We start from the raw sequence: 18,014 nt of genomic DNA, 5'->3' as shown, positions 1-18,014 counted from the left end.
CCTCGTGGTGCGACGACGGCGAACGGGGCCGTGACAGGATCGGGGCGTGGACCGTTCAGCGCTGACCCGTACCGTTCGCGGGCTCTGGGATGACGACATCCTCCCGAGCCTGTCCGCCTTGATCGCCGTACCGTCGATCTCCCCCGCCTTCGACCCCGAGTGGGCCGCGCACGGCCACCTGGCCGCCGCGATCGAGCACGTGCGCGCCTGGCTCACCGACCGCGACCTGCCGGGCGCGACCGTCGAGGTCGTCCAGCTGCCCGACCGGACGCCGCTGCTGCTGGTGGACGTGCCCGGCACCGCCTCCACGTCGGACACGGTGCTGATGTACGGCCACCTGGACAAGCAGCCGCCGGTCGGCGGCTGGGGCGAGGGGCTCGACCCGTGGACGCCGGTCGTGCGCGACGGGCGGCTCTACGGTCGCGGCTCGGCCGACGACTGCTACTCCGGTTACGCGGCCATCGCCGCCATCGAGGGGGTCCGGCGGTCTGGCGGCGCGCACTCGCGGTGCGTCGTGCTGCTGGAGACCGGTGAGGAGTCCGGCAGCCCGGACCTGCCCGCCTACCTGGACCACCTGCGGCCGCGGCTCGGTGACGTGTCGCTGGTCGTCTGCCTGGACTCGGGCGGCAACGACTACGACCGGATGTGGCTGACCACGTCGTTGCGCGGGTTGGCGCAGGTCTCGGTCACCGTGCGGGTGCTGGAGAGCGGGCTGCACTCGGGCATGGCGAGCGGGATCGTGCCGTCGTCGTTCCGGATCGCCCGGCAGCTGCTGGACCGGCTGGAGGACTCGACGACCGGCGAGGTGCTGGTGCGCGAGATGCACGTCGACATCCCGCCGCACCGGGTGGCGGAGGTGCGCGACGCGGTGTCCAGCGTGCCCGGCGTGCTGGTGGGCAGCGTGCCGTGGGCCGACGGGACGCGGCCGATGGGCGAGGACGAGGCCGAGCTGGCGCTCAACGCCGGGTGGCGGCCGACGCTGTCGGTCACCGGTGCGGCCGGGCTGCCCCAGCCGGACGACGCGGGCAACGTGCTGCGGCCGTTCACCACGCTGGTGCTGAGCTTCCGCCTGCCGCCGACGGCCGACTCGAAGGCGGCCATGGACGCGGTGCGGAACGCGCTGACGACCGACGTGCCGTACGGGGCGACGGTGGAGCTGTCGCGCGTCGAGCACGCCGACGGCTGGAACGCGCCGGAGCTCGCGCCGTGGCTGCGCGAGACGCTGGACCGGGTCGGTGAGGAGGTGTTCGACGCGCCGTGGCGGACGGTGGCGCTCGGCGGCTCGATCCCGTTCATGGGGCTGCTGCACGAGGCGTACCCGCAGGCCCAGTTCCTGGTCACGGGCGCGGTCGGGCCGGACTCGAACTGCCACGTGCCGGACGAGTGGCTGCACCTGGCGCACGCGGCCCGGATCACCGAGGCCGTCGCCGTGGTGCTGGACGCGCACGCCCGGCGTTGAGCGGACGGGGCGGTGGTCACCGACCGCCGCCCCTCACGTGGCCCACCTCCGGTCGAGGTCGCGGAGCAGGGACAGACCTGCGTCGGGGTTGGTGCCGGCGTAGCGGCGGGCGCGGGCGAGCTCGTCGAAGTCCAGGGCGGCCATGCGGTCCTCGGTGAGGTCCGCGGTGAACGTGCGGGTCACCGTGGCGAGGAAGTAGGCGCGGGCGGCGACGGCGTCCCTCAGCCGCCGGACGCGGTCGGACCGGCCGCCGGCGTAGGCGCCCAGGACGCGGTCGCCGTAGGCCTTCAGGTCGGTGGGCGGGCGTTCGTCGAGCAGGCGGAGCAGCCCGGTGACGCCCTCGCGGTCGTCGGCGGCGGTCAGGGCGTCGGCGGTGGCCTGGCACGCGCGGGTCAGCTCGGCCGAGGCCAGGGCCCGGACGACGTCCGCGATGTCGCGCCCCGGCCGGTCGCGGCCCAGGTCCACGATGGCCCGCGCGGTGCGGACGAGCTGGCGGGCCAGTCCGCCGGAGAACACGTAGGCCAGGGCGTGGAACTGCTCGGACAGGTCGAGGACGTAGCGGCGCAGCAGCGCGCGGGCGTGGACGAGGTCGAGGTAGTCGACCCGGACCACCTCGTCGAACGAGCTGTCGAAGACGCTGCGCAGGCCGATGCCGGACAGCTCGAAGTCGTGCTGCGCCTCCGTGGACACCGACACCAGGTAGTAGCAGCCCTGGACGTCGAAGAGCGCCTTCACCTCGTTGAGCAGCCTGCGTGCCGGCTCACCCGCCCCGATGCGGTCCAGCTCGTCGATGCCGATGATCACCCGACCGGGTGCCGACTCACGCTCGGTCGCCTGTTCGGCGGCGATCCGGCCCAGGAACACCCGGAAGCGCTTGACCACCTCCGGGTAGGTGAGCGCCCGACCGGTCAGGGTGACGGCCCGCTTGCCGGCCAGCTCGAACCCCTTGAACCCGCCCTTGCCGCTGACCTCGTCGGTGAGGCTGCGCACGTGGTTGAGCAGCAGGAGCTCGTCACGTGCGGCGGCGGTCAGCGGGTGGCGCGGCCCGAAGCGGTCGAGGACCGCCCCGCACACCTCGGCGAACAGGTGCACGACGAACTCCTGCGGCACGTAGTCGACCGGCGCGGACACCAGCACCGCCAGGTCGGGCGCACGGCCGGCCGGCCGGTACCGCCCGCCGCAGAACGCCCGGAGCAGGTCGGTCTTGCCCGCGCCGCGCGGCCCGGCCACGGCGAAGCTGCCGCCGTCGAGCTGGTCGACCAGCCCGGCCAGCACGGCGCCCGCCGGCGTCGGCACGTGCATCCGCAGCGGGTCGGCCCGGACGACCGGGAACGCCTCCCGCGCGGTGAGGGTGGTGGAGTGCACGGGCGGCCTCGCCTCGTTCAGCCGGCTGTAGAGCACCGGCAGCACCCCGTCGACCAGCACGCTCTCCTCCCAGGCCGTGAAGGCGACCCGCGCGACGTCGTCCAGGCCGTAGTGCTTGAAGCCGCGCAACAGCGTGCGCACGGTGAGGAATGCCGCGACGCTCACCGCGATGGAACCGACCGCCGTCGCCAGGAGCAGCGGGCGCTGCGGTGAGCCGGACGCCAGCAGCGCTTCGAAGGCCGTCTGCGGCAACATGCACCCGCACCACGACCAGCCGATCACGAGACGTCGGCTGAAACGGCCCTGCGACCAGTTCGCCAGCAGGAGCAGGTCGAGCACGACCCCCAGCGCGGCCGTGCCCGCGACCACCGCGAGCGCGCCGAGCCGCGGCAGGCCGACCAGCACGGTCACGAACCAGGCCAGGGCCGCCAGGCCGAGCACCGGCGCGACGAGCAGCACCCACCGGCCGACCGGGGCGTTGACCGCGAACAACGCCCACCAGCCCGGCCGTTGGGCCCGGTACCGCAGCTCCGCCTGGACCGCCGCCGCCAGCACGGCGGTCTCCGCGCCGTCCAGCGCGCGGAGCAGCTCCTGCTGCGTGACGTGCCCCGCCTCGACGGACCGCGTCACCTCCGGGCGGACCAGCGCCGCCGCCACGGCCCGTTCCAGCACGCGTGGGGGCGCGTCCGAGCCGCTGTACCAGGGAGGTAAGTCGTAGTCCACGGAGAGTGACCATCGCAGTCCACTGACAGGGTTTGCAAACACCGGTCGGAGGTGTGACCTAACCGGCGGGTAACAGGTTTACTGAACCGATGCCGCACACTGGCCGAGTGAACGAGCACAGCCGGCAAGCCGAGCGGACGCGGTTGGCGGAGTCCGACTCGCCGACCGCACCCTGGCGCCTCTGGGGCCCCTACCTGGCCGGACGCCAGTGGGGCACGGTCCGGGAGGACTACTCGGCGGGTGGCGACGCGTGGACGTCGTTCCCGTTCGACCACGCCCGCTCGCGCGCCTACCGCTGGGGCGAGGACGGCATCGCGGGCATCTGCGACGTGCACGGCTTCCTGAACTTCGGCGTCGCGCTCTGGAACGGCCGCGACCCGATCCTCAAGGAGCGCTACTTCGGGCTCACCAACAACGAGGGCAACCACGGCGAGGACGCCAAGGAGCACTGGTGGGTGACCGACGGCACGCCCACGCACTCGTGGATGCAGGTCGTCTACCGGTACCCGCAGTGCGAGTTCCCCTACGCCGAGCTGCGCGGGATGGCCCAGCGCGCCGGCCGCAACGAGCGCGAGCCGGAGCTGTCCGACACTGGCGCGCTGGACGACAACCGGTTCTTCGACGTGCGGGTCAGCTACGCCAAGGCGGGCCCGAAGGACATCTGCGTCGAGCTGACCGCCACCAACCACGGCCCGGACCCGGCGCCGCTGCACCTGCTGCCCCAGTTCTGGTTCCGCAACACGTGGGCGTGGGGCCGCGACGACCGCAAGCCGTCGCTGACCGCGTCCACGCGGGACGGCTGGCGCCGCATCACCGCCGAGCACGGCGCGCTCGGCCGCTACACGCTGCACGTCGAGGGCACGCCGACGCTGCTGGTCACCGACAACGAGACCAACGAGGTCGAGCTGTTCGGCACCCACCGCAACCCGACCCGCTACACCAAGGACGGCATCGACCGGTACGTCATCCGCGAGGACGCGACGGCGTGCCAGGTCGTCGGCCCGGACGACACGAGCGAGCCCGGCACGAAGGTCGCCGCCTGGTACTCGTTCGACCCGGTGGAGCCGGGCGAGTCGGTCACCGTGCGGCTGCGCCTGGTGGAGGGTGACGGCCACCTCGACGCGTTCGGCCCGAGCTTCTCCGACACCGTCGACCAGCGGAAGGCCGAGGCCGACGAGTTCCACCACACCGACCTGGACCCGAAGCGGGCCGCCATCGTGCGCCGCGCGCTGGCCGGCCTGATGTGGACCAAGCAGCACTACCGCTTCCGCACCGCGGACTGGCTGGACGGCGACCCGGCGCAGCCCGCCGCGCCCACGTCCCGCCGGAACATGCACGCCCGCAACGCGCACTGGCGGCACTTCGACGTGGCCGACGTCATCTCCATGCCGGACGAGTGGGAGTACCCCTGGTTCGCCGCGTGGGACCTCGCGTTCCACACCGTGCCGTTCGCGAAGGTCGACCCGGCGTTCGCCAAGGAGCAGCTGCTCCTGCTGTGCCGCGAGTGGCTGATGCACCCGAACGGCCAGCTGCCCGCCTACGAGTGGGAGTTCGGCGACGTCAACCCGCCGGTGCACGCCTGGGCGGCGTTGCAGGTCTACCGGTCCGAGGAGGTCAAGGACCGCAAGTTCCTGGCCAAGGTCTTCCACAAGCTGCTGCTGAACTTCTCCTGGTGGGTCAACCGCAAGGACGCCGACGGCAGCTACCTGTTCGAGGGCGGCTTCCTCGGCATGGACAACATCGGCCCGGTGAACCGGTCGGAGCCGATGCTCGGCGGGTGGCGGCTGGAGCAGTCCGACGCGACGTCGTGGATGGCGGCCTACAGCCTGCACCTGATGCAGATCGCGCTGGAGCTGGCGCGGCACGACGAGTCGTACGAGGACGTGGCCACGAAGTTCGTGGAGCACTTCCTGGGCATCGCGGAGGCGTCCACGCAGTTCGGTTCCGGCGGGCGCGGCATCTGGGACGAGACGGACGGCTTCTGCTACGACGTGGTGTCGCGGCGTCGGTCGGACGGGCACGTCGAGTCGCAGCCGGTGCGGGTGCGGTCGATGGTCGGCCTGATCCCGGTGCTGGCGTGCGCGGTGCTGGAGCCGTGGGTGTTCGAGGAGCTGCCCGACTTCAGCCGGCGGCTGGAGCACCTACTGTCCAAGCGGCCGGAGCTCCAGCAGTTCCTCAGCCGCAACAGCGGCGGCGGCGCGCTGCTCAGCCTGCTGGACGAGCGCAAGCTGCGACGGGTGCTGAGCCGGATGCTGGACGAGGGCGAGTTCCTCTCGCCGCACGGCATCCGCAGCCTGTCCGCGGCGCACCGGGAGGGCCTGGAGGTGCACGTCGCGGACCAGGAGCACCGGATGGGCTACGAGCCGGGCGAGTCCCGCACGCCGATGTTCGGCGGCAACTCGAACTGGCGCGGCCCGGTGTGGTTCCCGACGAACGCGCTGCTCGTGGAGGCGCTGCGGACGATCGAGGAGTTCCACGGCGGTCGGTTCCACGTGGAACTTCCCACTCGCAGCCAGAAGCACGTGACGGCCGGTCGGGCGGCGGACGAGCTGGTCGGACGGCTGGTGTCGCTGTTCCTGCCCGACCACGACGGCCGCCGGCCCGCGGACGGCAAGCGGGTCGAGTCGACCGACTCACCCCTGTGGCGGGAGCACGTCACCTTCAGCGAGTACTTCGACGGCGACACGGGTGAAGGACTGGGTGCCACCCACCAGACCGGCTGGACGGCGCTGGTCGCCAGCTTGCTCATCGGACTTTCGGGGAGATGAATTACGGACATGGGCAGCACCTGATCGCAGTCGGCGCCACCCATGTCCGTCAATCCGACATTTCAGTGTTCGTCAGCAGGCACCGAGCTTGTCAGCGGCGTACGGCGCGAAAGTAGTCGGAATGGCATACCACTCCTTGGGCTCCAGGCACCGGTCCTCCGAGGAGCCCAAGGCGAAGTAGATGCGGTACTTGACGTACCCGTACACGCAGTTCACCACGTACTTGCCGTTGGTTCCGCTGTAGAAGCCACACGGGCCAGGAGGGTCGGCAGAAGCCGCTCCAGCCGCGGTGAAGATCCCGGACACCACCAAAGCGAGCACGGAAAAATATCGCACAAAACGACGCAGCAAAGTAACCCCCTCGATAATGAAACCCCCGAGAGGCATACCCTTGCGCCCCCCGGCAACCCAGCCTCCCATCATCCCAAGGACCTGAAAATAGGCCGAACGGATCAATGGACGCAATCCGTGAAGATGTCCACCCATTCACCACCATGGATGACGTTTACGAATTTTGTCCGATTTACTGGATACCTAAAATAGGTTGACAGAAACCCACCATTGATCACTCCACGAATGGAGGAAAGATCACCCTTGCAGATCACGCGCTGTCGATCGTGACCTTCGCGAAGGTTCCGCCGAACGCGGATGGCTCGTCTCAAACACGGTTCGCAACCCTTGAGTATGATAAGAGACTCACCGACCCATACCGGTCCGTAACATGCACGTGCTGTGCATGGCGTCAAACGAGTGGCAGTATGCCGAACACTCGACCGACACAGTTACGAGGAGTGACGCCGTGGCCCGTCGTACCAGGCACGCTGCGCTCGCCCTGTTCCCCGTGCTCGCCCTGGCGGCCACGATGACGGCGTGCGCGACCAAGGTCAACACCGGCTCGCAGGACAACGGGTCGGGCATCACCCTGGTCCAGAGCGGCAAGCTGGTCACCTGCACCCACCTGTCGTACAAGCCCTTCCAGTACTCGGAGGGGGACAAGACCATCGGGTTCGACGTGGACCTGGTGGACCTGGTGGCCGAGGAGCTCAACGTCACCCAGGAAATCTTCGACACGCCGTTCGAGACCATCACCTCCGGCGAGGTGTTCAACACCAGCAAGTGCGACCTCGCCGCGGCGGCGATGACGATCAACGACGAGCGCAAGGAGGCGATCGAGTTCTCCGATCCCTACTTCGACGCCAGCCAGGCCCTCCTGGTCAAGAAGGACTCCGGGATCAAGGGCCTGGACGGCCTGAAGGGCAAGCGGGTCGGTGTGCAGCTCGACACCGTCGGTGAGGAGTACGCGAACGCGAAGGCCGCCGAGTTCGGCTACACCGTCGTGCAGTTCGAGGACCTGCCGCTGATGGAGACCGCCGTGCGCACCGGCTCGGTCGAGGCCGCCGTCAACGACAACGGCGTGCTCTTCGACTACGCCAAGGAGTTCCCCGACACCGAGGTCACCAAGGAGTTCGACACCGGTGACCAGTACGGCATCGGCATGAAGAAGGGCAACACCGCTCTGAAGACCAAGGTCGACGCGGTCCTGAAGAAGGCCAAGGACAGCGGCAAGTACGACGAGATCTACGAGAAGTGGTTCGGCAAGAAGCCGGAGTCCAAGTAACCGGCACGACGGCGGGGCCGGTGCTCACGAAGCACCGGCCCCGCGCCTTGTCCACCCCACCCACGAGGTAACCCACATGGCACTCACCAAGCGACAGCGGACGAAAGCGTTCCGCGGTGCCCAGTACGCGCTGCTGGTCGTCGTCTTCCTCGTCCTGGCCCTGGTCGCCGACTGGGGCGAGATCAAGCGCGCCTTCTTCAACTTCGACATCGCCGCGTCGATGTTCCCCGGCGTCTTCACCGTGGCGCTGAAGAACACCCTCGTCTACACCGCGCTGGGGTTCGTGTTCGGGCTGGTCTTCGGCCTGATCCTGGCCCTGATGAAGCTGTCCCCGGTCGCGCCGTACCGGTGGCTGGCCACGATCTACATCGAGTTCTTCCGCGGTGTCCCCGCGCTGCTGGTGTTCATCGCGCTGAGCTTCGGCGTGCCGCTGGCGTTCGGGATCCAGTTCGACATCTACTCGACGGTCATGCTGGCGCTGGGCATCGTCGGCGCCGCGTACATGGCGGAGACGATCCGCGCGGGCATCCAGGCGGTGCCCAAGGGGCAGCTCGAAGCGGCCCGGTCGCTGGGCATGTCGCAGGGCCGCACGCTGCTGACCGTGGTCATCCCGCAGGCGTTCCGGATCATCCTGCCGCCGCTGACCAACGAGCTCATCCTGCTCACCAAGGACTCGTCGCTGATCTACATCATCGGCCTGGCCCGCGACCAGTACGAGCTGACGAAGTTCGGCCGCGAGACGCTGAGCCGGTCGCCGTCGCTGACCCCGATCCTGGTGGTCGGCCTGTGCTACCTGCTCATCACGCTGCCCCTGGGCCACCTGTCGCGGTACCTGGAGCGGCGCACGGGCGGCAAGAAGATCAGCACGCCGGAATCGACCGGGTTGGGGGTGTCCGCGTGACCGGGTCGGCGGTCGAGATCACCGGGCTGAAGAAGTCGTTCGGCTCGTTGGAGGTGCTCAAGGGCATCGACGTGCGGGTGAACAGCGGTGACGTGGTGTGCATCATCGGGCCGTCCGGCTCGGGCAAGTCCACGCTGCTGCGCTGCGTGAACCTGCTGGAGGAGCCGAGCGGCGGGAAGATCGTCGTCAACGGCACCGAGCTGACCGATCCGGACGTGGACATCGACGCCGCGCGCACCAAGATCGGCATGGTGTTCCAGTCGTTCAACCTGTTCTCGCACCTGAACGTTCTGAACAACCTGACCGTCGCGCAGCGCAAGGTCCTCAAGCGCGACCAGAAGCAGGCGCAGGAGATCGCGCTGCGCAACCTGGAGCGGGTCGGGCTCTCGGAGAAGGTCAACGCCATGCCGGCCCAGCTCTCCGGCGGCCAGCAGCAGCGCGTGGCGATCGCGCGGGCGCTGTCGATGGACCCGGACGTCATGCTGTTCGACGAGCCGACCTCGGCGCTGGACCCGGAGCTGGTCGGTGACGTGCTGGGCGTGATGCGCCAGTTGGCCGACGAGGGCATGACGATGCTCGTGGTGACGCACGAGATGCAGTTCGCCCGCGAGGTGGCGGACCGGGTGCTGTTCATGGACGACGGGCGCGTGGTCGAGGAAGGTCCCGCCGAGCAGGTCATCGGGGCACCGCAGCACGAGCGCACGCAGTCGTTCCTGGCGCGCGTGCTCGACCCGACGCACCAGGGGCCGCGCGGGGCCTGATCCTCGCGCGGTTCGCTTGCCAAGGGGCCGTCGGACCGCGATTGTCGATCACATGACCGATGTGGGGGCGCGGGGGCTGGACGTGTTCGACCCCAGCCCGCCGCGCTCCGCCCGGGTGGCCGCGGCCGACGTGCTGCGCGGCGTGGGCGAGCCGGACGGGACGTGGCGGTTGCCGCGCAGGCGGGCGGGGATGCCGCCGGTGGTGCGGGTGGCGGACCGGTTCCTCACCGGCGCGCTCGACCTGCGCGCGGTGGAGTTCCCGTACCTGCTGGAGTTCGTGCGGTGCCGGTTCGAGGAGCCGCCGGACCTGCGGCAGGCCAAGCTGGCCGGGATCGAGTTCGCCGACTGCTGGCTGCCCGGCCTGTCGGCGCGCAACCTCGGCAGCGCCAACGAGGTCTCGCTGGCCGGCAGCGCCGTCGAGGGCCTGGTGGACCTGGTCGACGCCGACGTCGCCGGGTCGTTGTCGTTGCGGGACAGCGCGTTGCGCCTGCCGGACGGGATCGCGCTGCACGCCGACCGGTTGAAGGTCGCGGGCGGCCTGCTGGCGCAGCGGGTGCGGGTCACCGGTGAGCTGCGGATGGCGGGCGCGCACGTCGGCGGCTACTGCAACTTCAGCGGCGGCCTGCTGACCAACCCGTCGGGCCACTCGTTCAACGGCACCGGCCTGCACGTGGGCGGCAACCTGCTGATGAACGGCTGCGCGTTCCACGGCACCGTGCTGCTCGCGGGCGCGCGCGTCGACTCCGCGCTGACCCTGCGGGGCGCGACCGCCGCCGACGGCCGGCCGGACGAGGACGCGCTGGACCCGCACTCCGACCCGAACGCCACCCTCGTGTTCGACCGCATCACGGTGGACGGCGACGTGCAGCTGGACCGCGGCTTCACCAGCGCGGGCACGGTGCGCATGGTCAACGCCTCGGTCGGCGGCACGCTGTCGCTGTCCGGCGGCACGTTCGACGCGATGGGGGAAGCCGACACCGAGCCCACCGGCTACGGCCGCGCGTTGGCGACGGACACCGCGGAGCCCACGGGGTACGGGCGCGCGCTGCACCTGGACGGCACGGCGATCGGCGGGGACGTCATCGGCCGCCAGGCGACCGTGCGCGGCCAGTTCCGCATGGTCGACCTCCGGGCCAAGGGCAGCCTCATCCTCGACGGGTCCACGTTGGACAACCCGCGCGCGGACGCGGTGCTGGGCAACCGGTCCCGCATCGGCAGCAACTTCGCCGCCCGCGAGGTGCAGGTGTCCGGCGGGCTGGAGCTGCGCGGCGTGCACGTGGGCGCGAACCTCGACCTGCGCGGCAGCCGGATCACCAGCCCCGGCCGCTACCGGCACCAGCCGGCGGGCAAGCCGTCGCTGGACGTCGGCGGCGCGGTCATCGGGCGCGACCTGATCTGCGCGCGGGGCGCGAAGGAGTTCGTCGCGCACGGCGGCGTGCGGGCCCGGCGGGCGCAGGTCGGCCGGATGGCCACGTTCGCGGGCGCGGTGCTCGGTGACAAGCTCGACGCGCACGCGCTGAACCTCCTCGGCATGCAGGTGCAGGAGCTGGAGGTGACGCCGATCAGCCCGCCGCGCGGCGACGTGACGCTGCGGCAGGTGCGCTGCACGGTGCTGGACGACAACGAGCACTTCTGGGGCGCGACCGGGTGGATCGACCTGGAGGAGTTCCGCTACGACTCGCTGCGGCACCCGATCGACCTGCGTGACGACGCCGAGGTCGACCGGCGGCTGCGCTGGCTGCGGCAGGCGATGCGCCGCGCCTACCGACCGGGCCCGTACGACCAGTTCGCGGAGATGCTGCGGGCGGGCGGCAACGACGAGCACGCGGCCACCGTGCTGGTGGAGAAGCAGCGGCTGCGCTACCGGGCGGTCGCGGAGGGCCGCCGGTGGCTCGGCCCCCTGGTGCTGCTGTGGAGCTGGCTGCAGCGCTCGATGGTCGGCTACGGCTACCGCCCGGCCCGCGCGCTGGCGTGGCTGGTGGTGACGTGGCTGCTGGGCAGCGCGTACTTCGCCGCCGGGCCGGAGCTGTCGGAGATCAACGAGCAGGACCACCTGACGTGGAACCCGTGGCTGTACACGATCGACCTGGTGGTGCCGATCGTGGACTTCGGCAACAAGAACCGCTGGCACACGCCCGGCGGGGCGCAGTGGATCGCGTCCGGGTTGATCGTGATGGGCTGGACCCTGGCGACGACGGTCGCGGCCGGCGTGACCCGGATGCTGAAGCGGTGACCTAGGGTTGCGGCCGTGACGGACCTGGTGTTGGCACTCGACGTCGGCGGCACCAAGATCGCCGGAGGGCTGGTCGACCGCGACGGCGCGGTGCGGCGGGCGGTCCGGGTGGCGACACCGCTGGAGTCGGCGGAGCGGACGTGGGCCGCGGTGGCGTCCGTGGTCGAGGAGGTCACCCGCGGCGAGGGCGTGGCCGGTGTGGGCATCGCGTCGGCCGGGCCCGTGGACGTCGAGCGGGGCGAGGTCAGCCCCATCAACGTCACCGGGTGGCGCGGGTTCCCGCTGCGCGACCGGGTGTCGGAGCTGCTGCCCGGCGTGCCGGTGGAGGTGGCCGGCGACGGGCCGTGCATGGCGCTGGGCGAGCACTGGCTGGGCGCGGGCGTCGGCAGCCGGTTCATGCTCGGGCTGGTGGTGAGCACGGGCGTCGGCGGCGGGCTGGTGCTCGGCGGCCGGCCGTTCGGCGGGCGGACCGGCAACGCCGGGCACGTCGGGCACGTGGTGGTGGAGCCGGACGACGGCGAGCGGTGCCCCTGCGGTGGGCGCGGGTGCGCGGAGACCGTGGCCGGTGGGCCGTGGCTGGTGGCGTGGGCGCGTCGGCACGGCTGGTTGGCGCCCGACGACGCGGACGCGGCGCACCTGGCGGCGGAGGCCGAGGCGGGCCAGGAGATCCCGAAGGCCGCGTTCGAGCGGGCCGGGCGGGCGGTCGGGCTGGCGATCGCGGCCACGGCAGCGGTGGTGGACCTGGACCTCGCGGTGGTCGGCGGCGGCGTGGCGCAGGCCGGTGACCTGCTGTTCGACCCGATCCGGCGCACCGTCGCCGACCACTGCGGACTGTCCTACCTGGACGGCTTGCGCGTCGAGCCCGCCCGGCTGGGTGGCCGGGCGGGACTCGTCGGAGCCGCGCGGTTGGTGCTCGGCTGACCTCGCGGGTCAGTGGACGGCGATGGGCTTGACCCGGTCGCTGTCCTCGTCCGCGTGGTAGTCGTCGGCCTGCGTCTCGTCGGTGCCGTTGGACGCGCGGAACCGCCTGGCGATCAGCGTCACGACGACGGCGACCACCAGGTTGGCCACGACGGCGACCGCGCCGACGTAGATCTGCACGGTCGACGCGCCGAACGGGTGCCAGCCGAACAGCGACAGCTTGCCCAGCGGCAGCGCCGACCCGGCGAAGTGCGCCTTGCCGACGGCCGGGTTGCCGATGTTGTACAGCAGCCACATGCCGTAGCCCATGCCGGCGACCCAGCCGATGATCAGGCCCCACACGTGGAACCACCGCGTGTACAGCGCGATCGCCACGGCCGGCAGCGTCTGCAGGATCATCACGCCGCCGATGAGCTGCAGGTCGATGGAGAACTGCGGGTCGATGAACACGATGAACGCGACCGCGCCGAACTTCACCACCAGCGACGCCAGCTTGGCCTGCTTGGCCTCCTGGGCGGGCGTGGCGTCCTTCTTCAGGTACTCCTTGTAGATGTTGCGCGTCCACAGGTTCGCCGCCGCGATCGACATGATCGCCGCGGGCACCAGGGCGCCGATCGCGATGGCCGCGAACGCCACGCCCGCGAACCAGCCGGGGAACTGCTGGCCGAACAGCACGGGGATGATCGTGTTGGTGTCCGGGCGGCCGGTGGCCTGGTTGGTGATGGGCTTGGCGCCCGCGCTGATGGCCACGAAGCCGAGCATCGCGAGGAGGCCCAGCAGCAGCGAGTACGCGGGCAGCGCGACCATGTTCCGCTTGATCACGTTGCGGCCGCGCGAGGCCAGGATGCCGGTCAGCGAGTGCGGGTACAGGAACAGCGCCAGCGCCGAGCCCAGCGCCAGCGTGGCGTACTGGAGCTGGTTGTTGGCGTTGAGGATGATCCCGTCGGCCTTGCTCTCCGTGGCGGCGTACTTGGCCTGGGCGGTGTCGAAGATCGCGCTCCAGCCGCCGAACTTCGACGGCAGGTAGATCACCGCGACCAGGATGACGATGTAGATCAGCGTGTCCTTGACGAACGCGATCAGCGCGGGCGCGCGCAGGCCCGACTGGTAGGTGTAGAGCGCCAGGATCACGAACGCGATGAACAGCGGCAGGTGGCCGAGGATGCCGGAGCCGTTGAGGCCCATCGTGCGCAGCACGGCCTCCAGGCCGACGAGCTGCAACGCGATGTAGGGCATCGTGGCGATGATGCCGGTGATCGCGACCAGCAGCGCCAGCCAGTGCGAGCCGTACCGGCCGCGGACGAAGTCGGCCGGCGTCACGTAGCCGTGCACGCGGGACACCGACCACATGCGCACCAGCGGCAGGAACACGATCGGGTACAGCACGACCGTGTACGGCAGGGCGTAGAAGCCCAGCGCGCCGGAGCCGAACACCAGCGCGGGCACGGCGACGAACGTGTAGGCGGTGTAGAGGTCACCGCCGACCAGGAACCAGGTGATCCAGGAGCCGAACTTGCGGCCGCCCAGGCCCCACTCGTCGAGGTGTTCGAGGGTGTTGCCGGCCTTCCACTTCGCCGCGATGAAGCCCAGGACGGTGACCAGCAGGAACAGCGCGCTGAACACCACCAACTCGGTCCACTGCATTACTTGGCCCCCTCGTCCAGGTCGTCCACGCCGAGCCGGTCCGGCTTGCCACCGACGGCGGATCGGTCCCTGGTCTTCACGTAGACCAGGCCCACGCAGATCACGCCCACCGGGACCCAGGCGAACTGGTACCAGTAGAAGAACGGCAGCCCTAGGGCCCTGGGCTCGTCGGAGTTGAACCAAGGCGTGATGAGCATGAGGAGCGGAACGAGCAGGAGCAGGTTCCAGTTGCTCCAGCGGAGGCTGGATTTTCGAGCGGACGACATGTGCCCCTCCGTACGGCGGCCCGGTGACGCGGTGTCGCGATGCTAGGCCGGAGGGGGGACAGTCGTCACCATGTCAGGTGGGTTGCCGGCGCATGACGTAGTTGGATCGTGACCAACTACCGTTCGGCCGCCTGCAGGCCGGTGACCAAGTGGTTCTCGGCCCGGTCGAAGTAGGTGAGCAACGCTTCTTCGGCCTGCCGAACCTCACCCGCGTCCAACCGGTCCACGATGGACTGGTTGAGCGTCAGGTAGTCGCGGTAGAACTCCTCGTGGTCGCCCATGACGTGGAACGCCAGCCGCAGCTCCGCGAGCAGGCGCTCCATCTCCTCGTCCAGCCGGGCGCTGCCCGCCAGGGCGGTGACGGCCTGGTGGAACTTGACGTTCGCGGTGCCGACGCCGGTCCAGTCGTCCCGCTCGCGGCAGGCCAGGCCGAGGGTGACGGCCTCGCGCACGGCACGCCTCGCGTCCTCGTCCACGTCCGGCCAGCGCCGGACCGCGCCGCACTCGATGACCCGGCGGGCGGCGTAGAGGTCGACGACGTCGGTGACGTCCGGGCGGCGGACGAACACGCCCTTGCTGTACTCGTGCACCAGCAGGCGTTCGTGGGTGAGCAGTCGGAACGCCTCGCGGAGCGTGTTGCGGGAGATCCGGAGGGCTTCGCCTAGCGCCTTCTCGTTGAGCTGCCGACCGGGTTCGATGTCCCCGTCGAGGACCCTGGCGCGGAGCTTGTCCGCCACGCGCTCGGCAGTGCTGGACCGGTCCAGGCCGTCCCGGTCCCGGGCGAGGGCGTTCAGCCAGCCGTCTGCCTGCGCGGTCGTCATGTCGACCGAGTCTAGTGCGGTGGGTCGAACGAAGGATCGCTGGATTGTTCAACGATCCACTGGTATCGCTCCCATCCGGTCGAGCAGCCCGACGATCGCGTCCACGGCGGCCGTCGTGCGGTCCGGTTCCATCGGGCCGGGGATCGTGCCGAAGACCAGGCCCGCCTCGAAGTGCAGCGTGAAGGGCAGGTCGTGACCCACGGCGAGGAGGTGTTCGACGGCCCGGGGGTGCAGCGCCCGCACCGCCGCGGCCGGGTCGCTCGTGAACACGGCGAACCCGGCGTCGAACGGTCCCGGTGGGAAGGCGACCCGGTGCCACCCGCCACCCGCCGCGGCCACCGTCACCGGCACCTCGCGCACCAGTCCACCGCCCTCGGCGGCGGTGCGGTCCGGTCCGAGGAGGGTCCTGCCCCCGTGGACGCGGCGGCCGATCCTGGTCGGGGCCAGGGGTGCGGTGGCGACCTCGATCCGCTGCTCCCGGGCCGTGCGCGTGCCGTTGTCGCGCGACTTCTCCACCGACGCCTCGCCCACCCGCACCGACCACGGACCGCGCCGGAGGTCCACGGCGGTCGTGTAGCGCCGACGTGACGCCACGCCCATCCGGTTGATCACGCCGTCGGTCTCGTCCCGCAACGGCGCGAGCAGCTCGGCCGACCACGGCCGCACGTCGTCCGGACCGGCCACCCGGCCCCCGAGCGCGCTCGCGAAGGCGGCCACCTCCTCGGCGTGCGCGCGCTCGGCCTTCCGCTTCTTGTGCCGACGCCACCAGACCAGCACGCCGAGGAGGACGACGACGATGGCGACGAGGGGCGCGAGGTCCAGTAGGTATTCCATGATCAGATGTCCAGGTACTCCTCGGTCTGCTGCTGGGGTTGGTCGGCCCCGGTGTCGTCGTAGCCGGCCGCCTTCTGACCGGCGCCGAAGTTCCGGATCGGCTTGTCGACGCCCGCGTTCGCGCCCTTGCCGATGCCCAGCTGCGCCTTCGCGGCGTCGAGGGCCGCCGTCCCGAGGGACCCGCCGACCCCGTCCTGCACCCGCTGGCCGAGCATGCCGCCCTCACCCCAGATCCGCACCACCGGCGAGTTGCTGCCGGGGAGCTTGTTCTCCCGCATGCCCCGGGCGACCGCGTTGCTGATCTGCTTGTTGGCCATGGAGCGCTGGAAGGCGGTCTTCACGTTGCCGACCCGCTTGGCCAGGTTGCGCAGGAAGTCCAGGATCCTGGTGAGGAACTGCTTCAGCCTGGCCACGATCCGGGCCACCCGGCTACCGGTGGTGGCGACCCGCACGCCGGTCGCCGTGCCCGCCGCGGCGGTCGACGCCCCGAAGCTGGGCACGGCGGCCGCGAGCGCGGGGATCCAGATCATGATCAACCACGTGATCAGCTCGGTGAGGATCGCCTTGATGAAGTCCTCGATGATCGTCATGATCATGCTGGAGACCTGGAGCATCTGCGCCAGCTCACCGGCCTGACCCGCGACGCCGTCGATGCCGTTGGCGAACTCGCCCAGCTTCGTGCTCGCCGCCTCCGACGCCGGGCCGCCCCAGCTCGTCACCGACTTCTCCAGGTCGCTGTCGAACTGGTCGCGCAGCTTGGCCACGCCCTTGGCGATGGCGTCGAAGTTCTCCGCGGCCTGCGCCAGCGCGGGACCGTCGCCGCTGACGAAGTGGATCGCGTCCTCCAGCGGCTGCACCACGCTGATCAGGAAGTTCAGCCCCTGCCCGACGAGCCAGCCGATCGGGTCGGTGGCGATGCCGTACGCGGACGTGCCGAGCGAGCCGATCAACCCGGCTCCCTCGGACACCAGGCCGGTCACCTCGGCGCCACCCTTCTCGGTGGCTTTGCCCGCGGCGTCCTTGGTCTTGAGGTAGTTGCCGTAGAAGGGGGCGGCTTCCGCCATCTTCTGGCCGGTGGTCTTCTCGCCGACGGTGATCTCGACGCCGCCGGCCGTGGTCTTCTGTTCCGCCATCGCAGTTCCCCCTACTGCCCGTCGAGCTCGACTTGCAGGCCGTTGAGCAGCGCCTTGACCGCTTCTTCCTGCTCGTCGTAGTCCTGTGCCGCGCCGTTGAACTTGTCCGCGCCCGACTGGAGCCCCTCCTGGAGCGCGGTGAACAGGTCGTTCAGGTCGCTGAGCATGTCGGTGTAGTTGTCCTTGACGAACAGGCCGACCACGCCCCACGACTTGTCGGACACGTCCGCCTTGGCGACCAGGCCCGCGATCTGGGCGGCGGTGCCGCGGTGGCCGTCGAGCTTGCCGGCGAACTCCCGCAGCTCCGCCGGGTTGACGTCGAAACCGCTCATCGCGCGCTCACCGGTCCTCGTCGTCGAAGAGGTTCAGGAAACGGCCGTCCTGGTTCGGCCCCGCGCTCGGCCGGGGCGGCGCGGGCGGCTGGTCGTCGTCGCGCAGGAACCGGCGCTGCGAGAAGTCGTCGGGCTCCTCGGCCGGCGAGGGCCGGCGCGGCGGGGACGGTCGGGCCGGCGGGGCGGGCGGCGCCTGGTACGGGCCCGCGTGGGGCGGCGGTGGCGGCACGGGCGG

15 protein-coding genes and 1 pseudogene are annotated in these 18,014 nt (G+C 70.8%); 7 read left to right on the top strand and 9 right to left on the bottom strand.

Features of this window, described 5'->3' with window-relative positions:
* The first annotated feature begins 46 nt into the window (after positions 1–46).
* Complete coding sequence (locus AB0G02_RS01765) at positions 47–1,459, top strand: M20/M25/M40 family metallo-hydrolase (RefSeq protein ID WP_360787760.1); 1,413 nt, start codon at positions 47–49, stop codon at positions 1,457–1,459.
* A 33-nt stretch (positions 1,460–1,492) separates the two neighbouring features.
* Here the strand turns inward: AB0G02_RS01765 and AB0G02_RS01760 are convergent, their stop codons facing one another.
* The gene (locus tag AB0G02_RS01760; RefSeq protein WP_360787758.1) at positions 1,493–3,547 is read right to left on the bottom strand and encodes a hypothetical protein; all 2,055 of its coding nucleotides are present in this window, start codon (positions 3,545–3,547) and stop codon (positions 1,493–1,495) included.
* A 107-nt stretch (positions 3,548–3,654) separates the two neighbouring features.
* Here AB0G02_RS01760 and AB0G02_RS01755 point away from each other — a divergent pair, with 107 nt between their 5' ends.
* Positions 3,655–6,315: a glucosidase gene (locus AB0G02_RS01755; protein ID WP_360787755.1), complete on the top strand. Its 2,661-nt coding sequence runs from the start codon at positions 3,655–3,657 to the stop codon at positions 6,313–6,315.
* A gap of 72 nt (positions 6,316–6,387) precedes the next feature.
* Here AB0G02_RS01755 and AB0G02_RS01750 read toward each other — a convergent pair whose 3' ends face one another.
* The gene (locus tag AB0G02_RS01750) at positions 6,388–6,636 is read right to left on the bottom strand and encodes a hypothetical protein (protein ID WP_360787752.1); all 249 of its coding nucleotides are present in this window, start codon (positions 6,634–6,636) and stop codon (positions 6,388–6,390) included.
* Positions 6,637–7,114: 478 nt separating this feature from the next.
* On the opposite strand from AB0G02_RS01750, the gene AB0G02_RS01745 reads away from it, so the two are divergent.
* From AB0G02_RS01745 to AB0G02_RS01725, 5 genes are all read left to right on the top strand, one after another.
* A complete protein-coding gene (locus AB0G02_RS01745; protein ID WP_360787749.1) occupies positions 7,115–7,933 on the top strand; it encodes a transporter substrate-binding domain-containing protein in 819 nt (272 codons plus the stop codon).
* A gap of 76 nt (positions 7,934–8,009) precedes the next feature.
* A complete protein-coding gene (locus AB0G02_RS01740) occupies positions 8,010–8,834 on the top strand; it encodes an amino acid ABC transporter permease (RefSeq protein ID WP_360787746.1) in 825 nt (274 codons plus the stop codon).
* Positions 8,831–9,595: an amino acid ABC transporter ATP-binding protein gene (locus AB0G02_RS01735; protein WP_360787743.1), complete on the top strand. Its 765-nt coding sequence runs from the start codon at positions 8,831–8,833 to the stop codon at positions 9,593–9,595. Before AB0G02_RS01740 ends, AB0G02_RS01735 begins: the two co-directional genes overlap by 4 nt.
* Positions 9,596–9,647: 52 nt before the next feature.
* Positions 9,648–11,828, top strand: a complete 2,181-nt coding sequence (locus AB0G02_RS01730) for a hypothetical protein (RefSeq protein WP_360787740.1) — start codon at positions 9,648–9,650, stop codon at positions 11,826–11,828.
* 15 nt (positions 11,829–11,843) lie between these two features.
* Positions 11,844–12,749, top strand: a complete 906-nt coding sequence (locus tag AB0G02_RS01725; protein WP_360787738.1) for an ROK family protein — start codon at positions 11,844–11,846, stop codon at positions 12,747–12,749.
* Positions 12,750–12,758: 9 nt separating this feature from the next.
* Here AB0G02_RS01725 and mctP read toward each other — a convergent pair whose 3' ends face one another.
* From mctP to AB0G02_RS01690, 7 genes and pseudogenes are all read right to left on the bottom strand, one after another.
* Entirely contained in the window at positions 12,759–14,393 is a 1,635-nt protein-coding gene (mctP, locus tag AB0G02_RS01720; RefSeq protein ID WP_360787735.1) for a monocarboxylate uptake permease MctP, read from the bottom strand.
* The gene (locus AB0G02_RS01715) at positions 14,393–14,659 is read right to left on the bottom strand and encodes a DUF3311 domain-containing protein (RefSeq protein WP_360787732.1); all 267 of its coding nucleotides are present in this window, start codon (positions 14,657–14,659) and stop codon (positions 14,393–14,395) included. The genes mctP and AB0G02_RS01715 overlap by 1 nt, the downstream gene beginning before the upstream one ends.
* 116 nt (positions 14,660–14,775) lie before the next feature.
* Positions 14,776–15,480: a GntR family transcriptional regulator gene (locus tag AB0G02_RS01710; protein ID WP_360787729.1), complete on the bottom strand. Its 705-nt coding sequence runs from the start codon at positions 15,478–15,480 to the stop codon at positions 14,776–14,778.
* Between the two features lie 48 nt (positions 15,481–15,528).
* Positions 15,529–16,314 (bottom strand): hypothetical protein, encoded by a 786-nt coding sequence (locus tag AB0G02_RS01705; protein WP_360787726.1) that lies wholly within the window; start codon positions 16,312–16,314, stop codon positions 15,529–15,531.
* A 2-nt stretch (positions 16,315–16,316) separates the two neighbouring features.
* Positions 16,317–17,447 carry a hypothetical protein gene (locus AB0G02_RS01700; RefSeq protein WP_360787724.1) on the bottom strand — a complete coding sequence of 377 codons (1,131 nt, stop codon included), beginning with the start codon at positions 17,445–17,447 and terminating at the stop codon, positions 16,317–16,319.
* Between the two features lie 11 nt (positions 17,448–17,458).
* The gene (locus tag AB0G02_RS01695) at positions 17,459–17,779 is read right to left on the bottom strand and encodes a type VII secretion target (RefSeq protein WP_360787721.1); all 321 of its coding nucleotides are present in this window, start codon (positions 17,777–17,779) and stop codon (positions 17,459–17,461) included.
* Between the two features lie 7 nt (positions 17,780–17,786).
* A pseudogene (locus tag AB0G02_RS01690) lies at positions 17,787–18,014 on the bottom strand (YbaB/EbfC family DNA-binding protein); the annotation flags it as partial.

Source organism: Actinosynnema sp. NPDC023658 (assembly GCF_040639995.1).
Taxonomy (GTDB): Bacteria; Actinomycetota; Actinomycetes; order Mycobacteriales; family Pseudonocardiaceae; genus Actinosynnema.
The sequence above is the reverse complement of the archived record's forward strand: the minus strand, read 5'-3'. Positions and strand labels throughout refer to the sequence as shown.

Coding starts and splice junctions, on each gene's coding strand:
- AB0G02_RS01740 (WP_360787746.1), top strand. CDS start 8,010: ATGGCACTCACCAAGCGACAGCGGACGAAAGCGTTCCGCGGTGCCCAG.
- AB0G02_RS01715 (WP_360787732.1), bottom strand. CDS start 14,659: ATGTCGTCCGCTCGAAAATCCAGCCTCCGCTGGAGCAACTGGAACCTG.
- AB0G02_RS01700 (WP_360787724.1), bottom strand. CDS start 17,447: ATGGCGGAACAGAAGACCACGGCCGGCGGCGTCGAGATCACCGTCGGC.
- AB0G02_RS01710 (WP_360787729.1), bottom strand. CDS start 15,480: ATGACGACCGCGCAGGCAGACGGCTGGCTGAACGCCCTCGCCCGGGAC.
- AB0G02_RS01695 (WP_360787721.1), bottom strand. CDS start 17,779: ATGAGCGGTTTCGACGTCAACCCGGCGGAGCTGCGGGAGTTCGCCGGC.
- mctP (WP_360787735.1), bottom strand. CDS start 14,393: ATGCAGTGGACCGAGTTGGTGGTGTTCAGCGCGCTGTTCCTGCTGGTC.
- AB0G02_RS01705 (WP_360787726.1), bottom strand. CDS start 16,314: ATGGAATACCTACTGGACCTCGCGCCCCTCGTCGCCATCGTCGTCGTC.
- AB0G02_RS01730 (WP_360787740.1), top strand. CDS start 9,648: ATGACCGATGTGGGGGCGCGGGGGCTGGACGTGTTCGACCCCAGCCCG.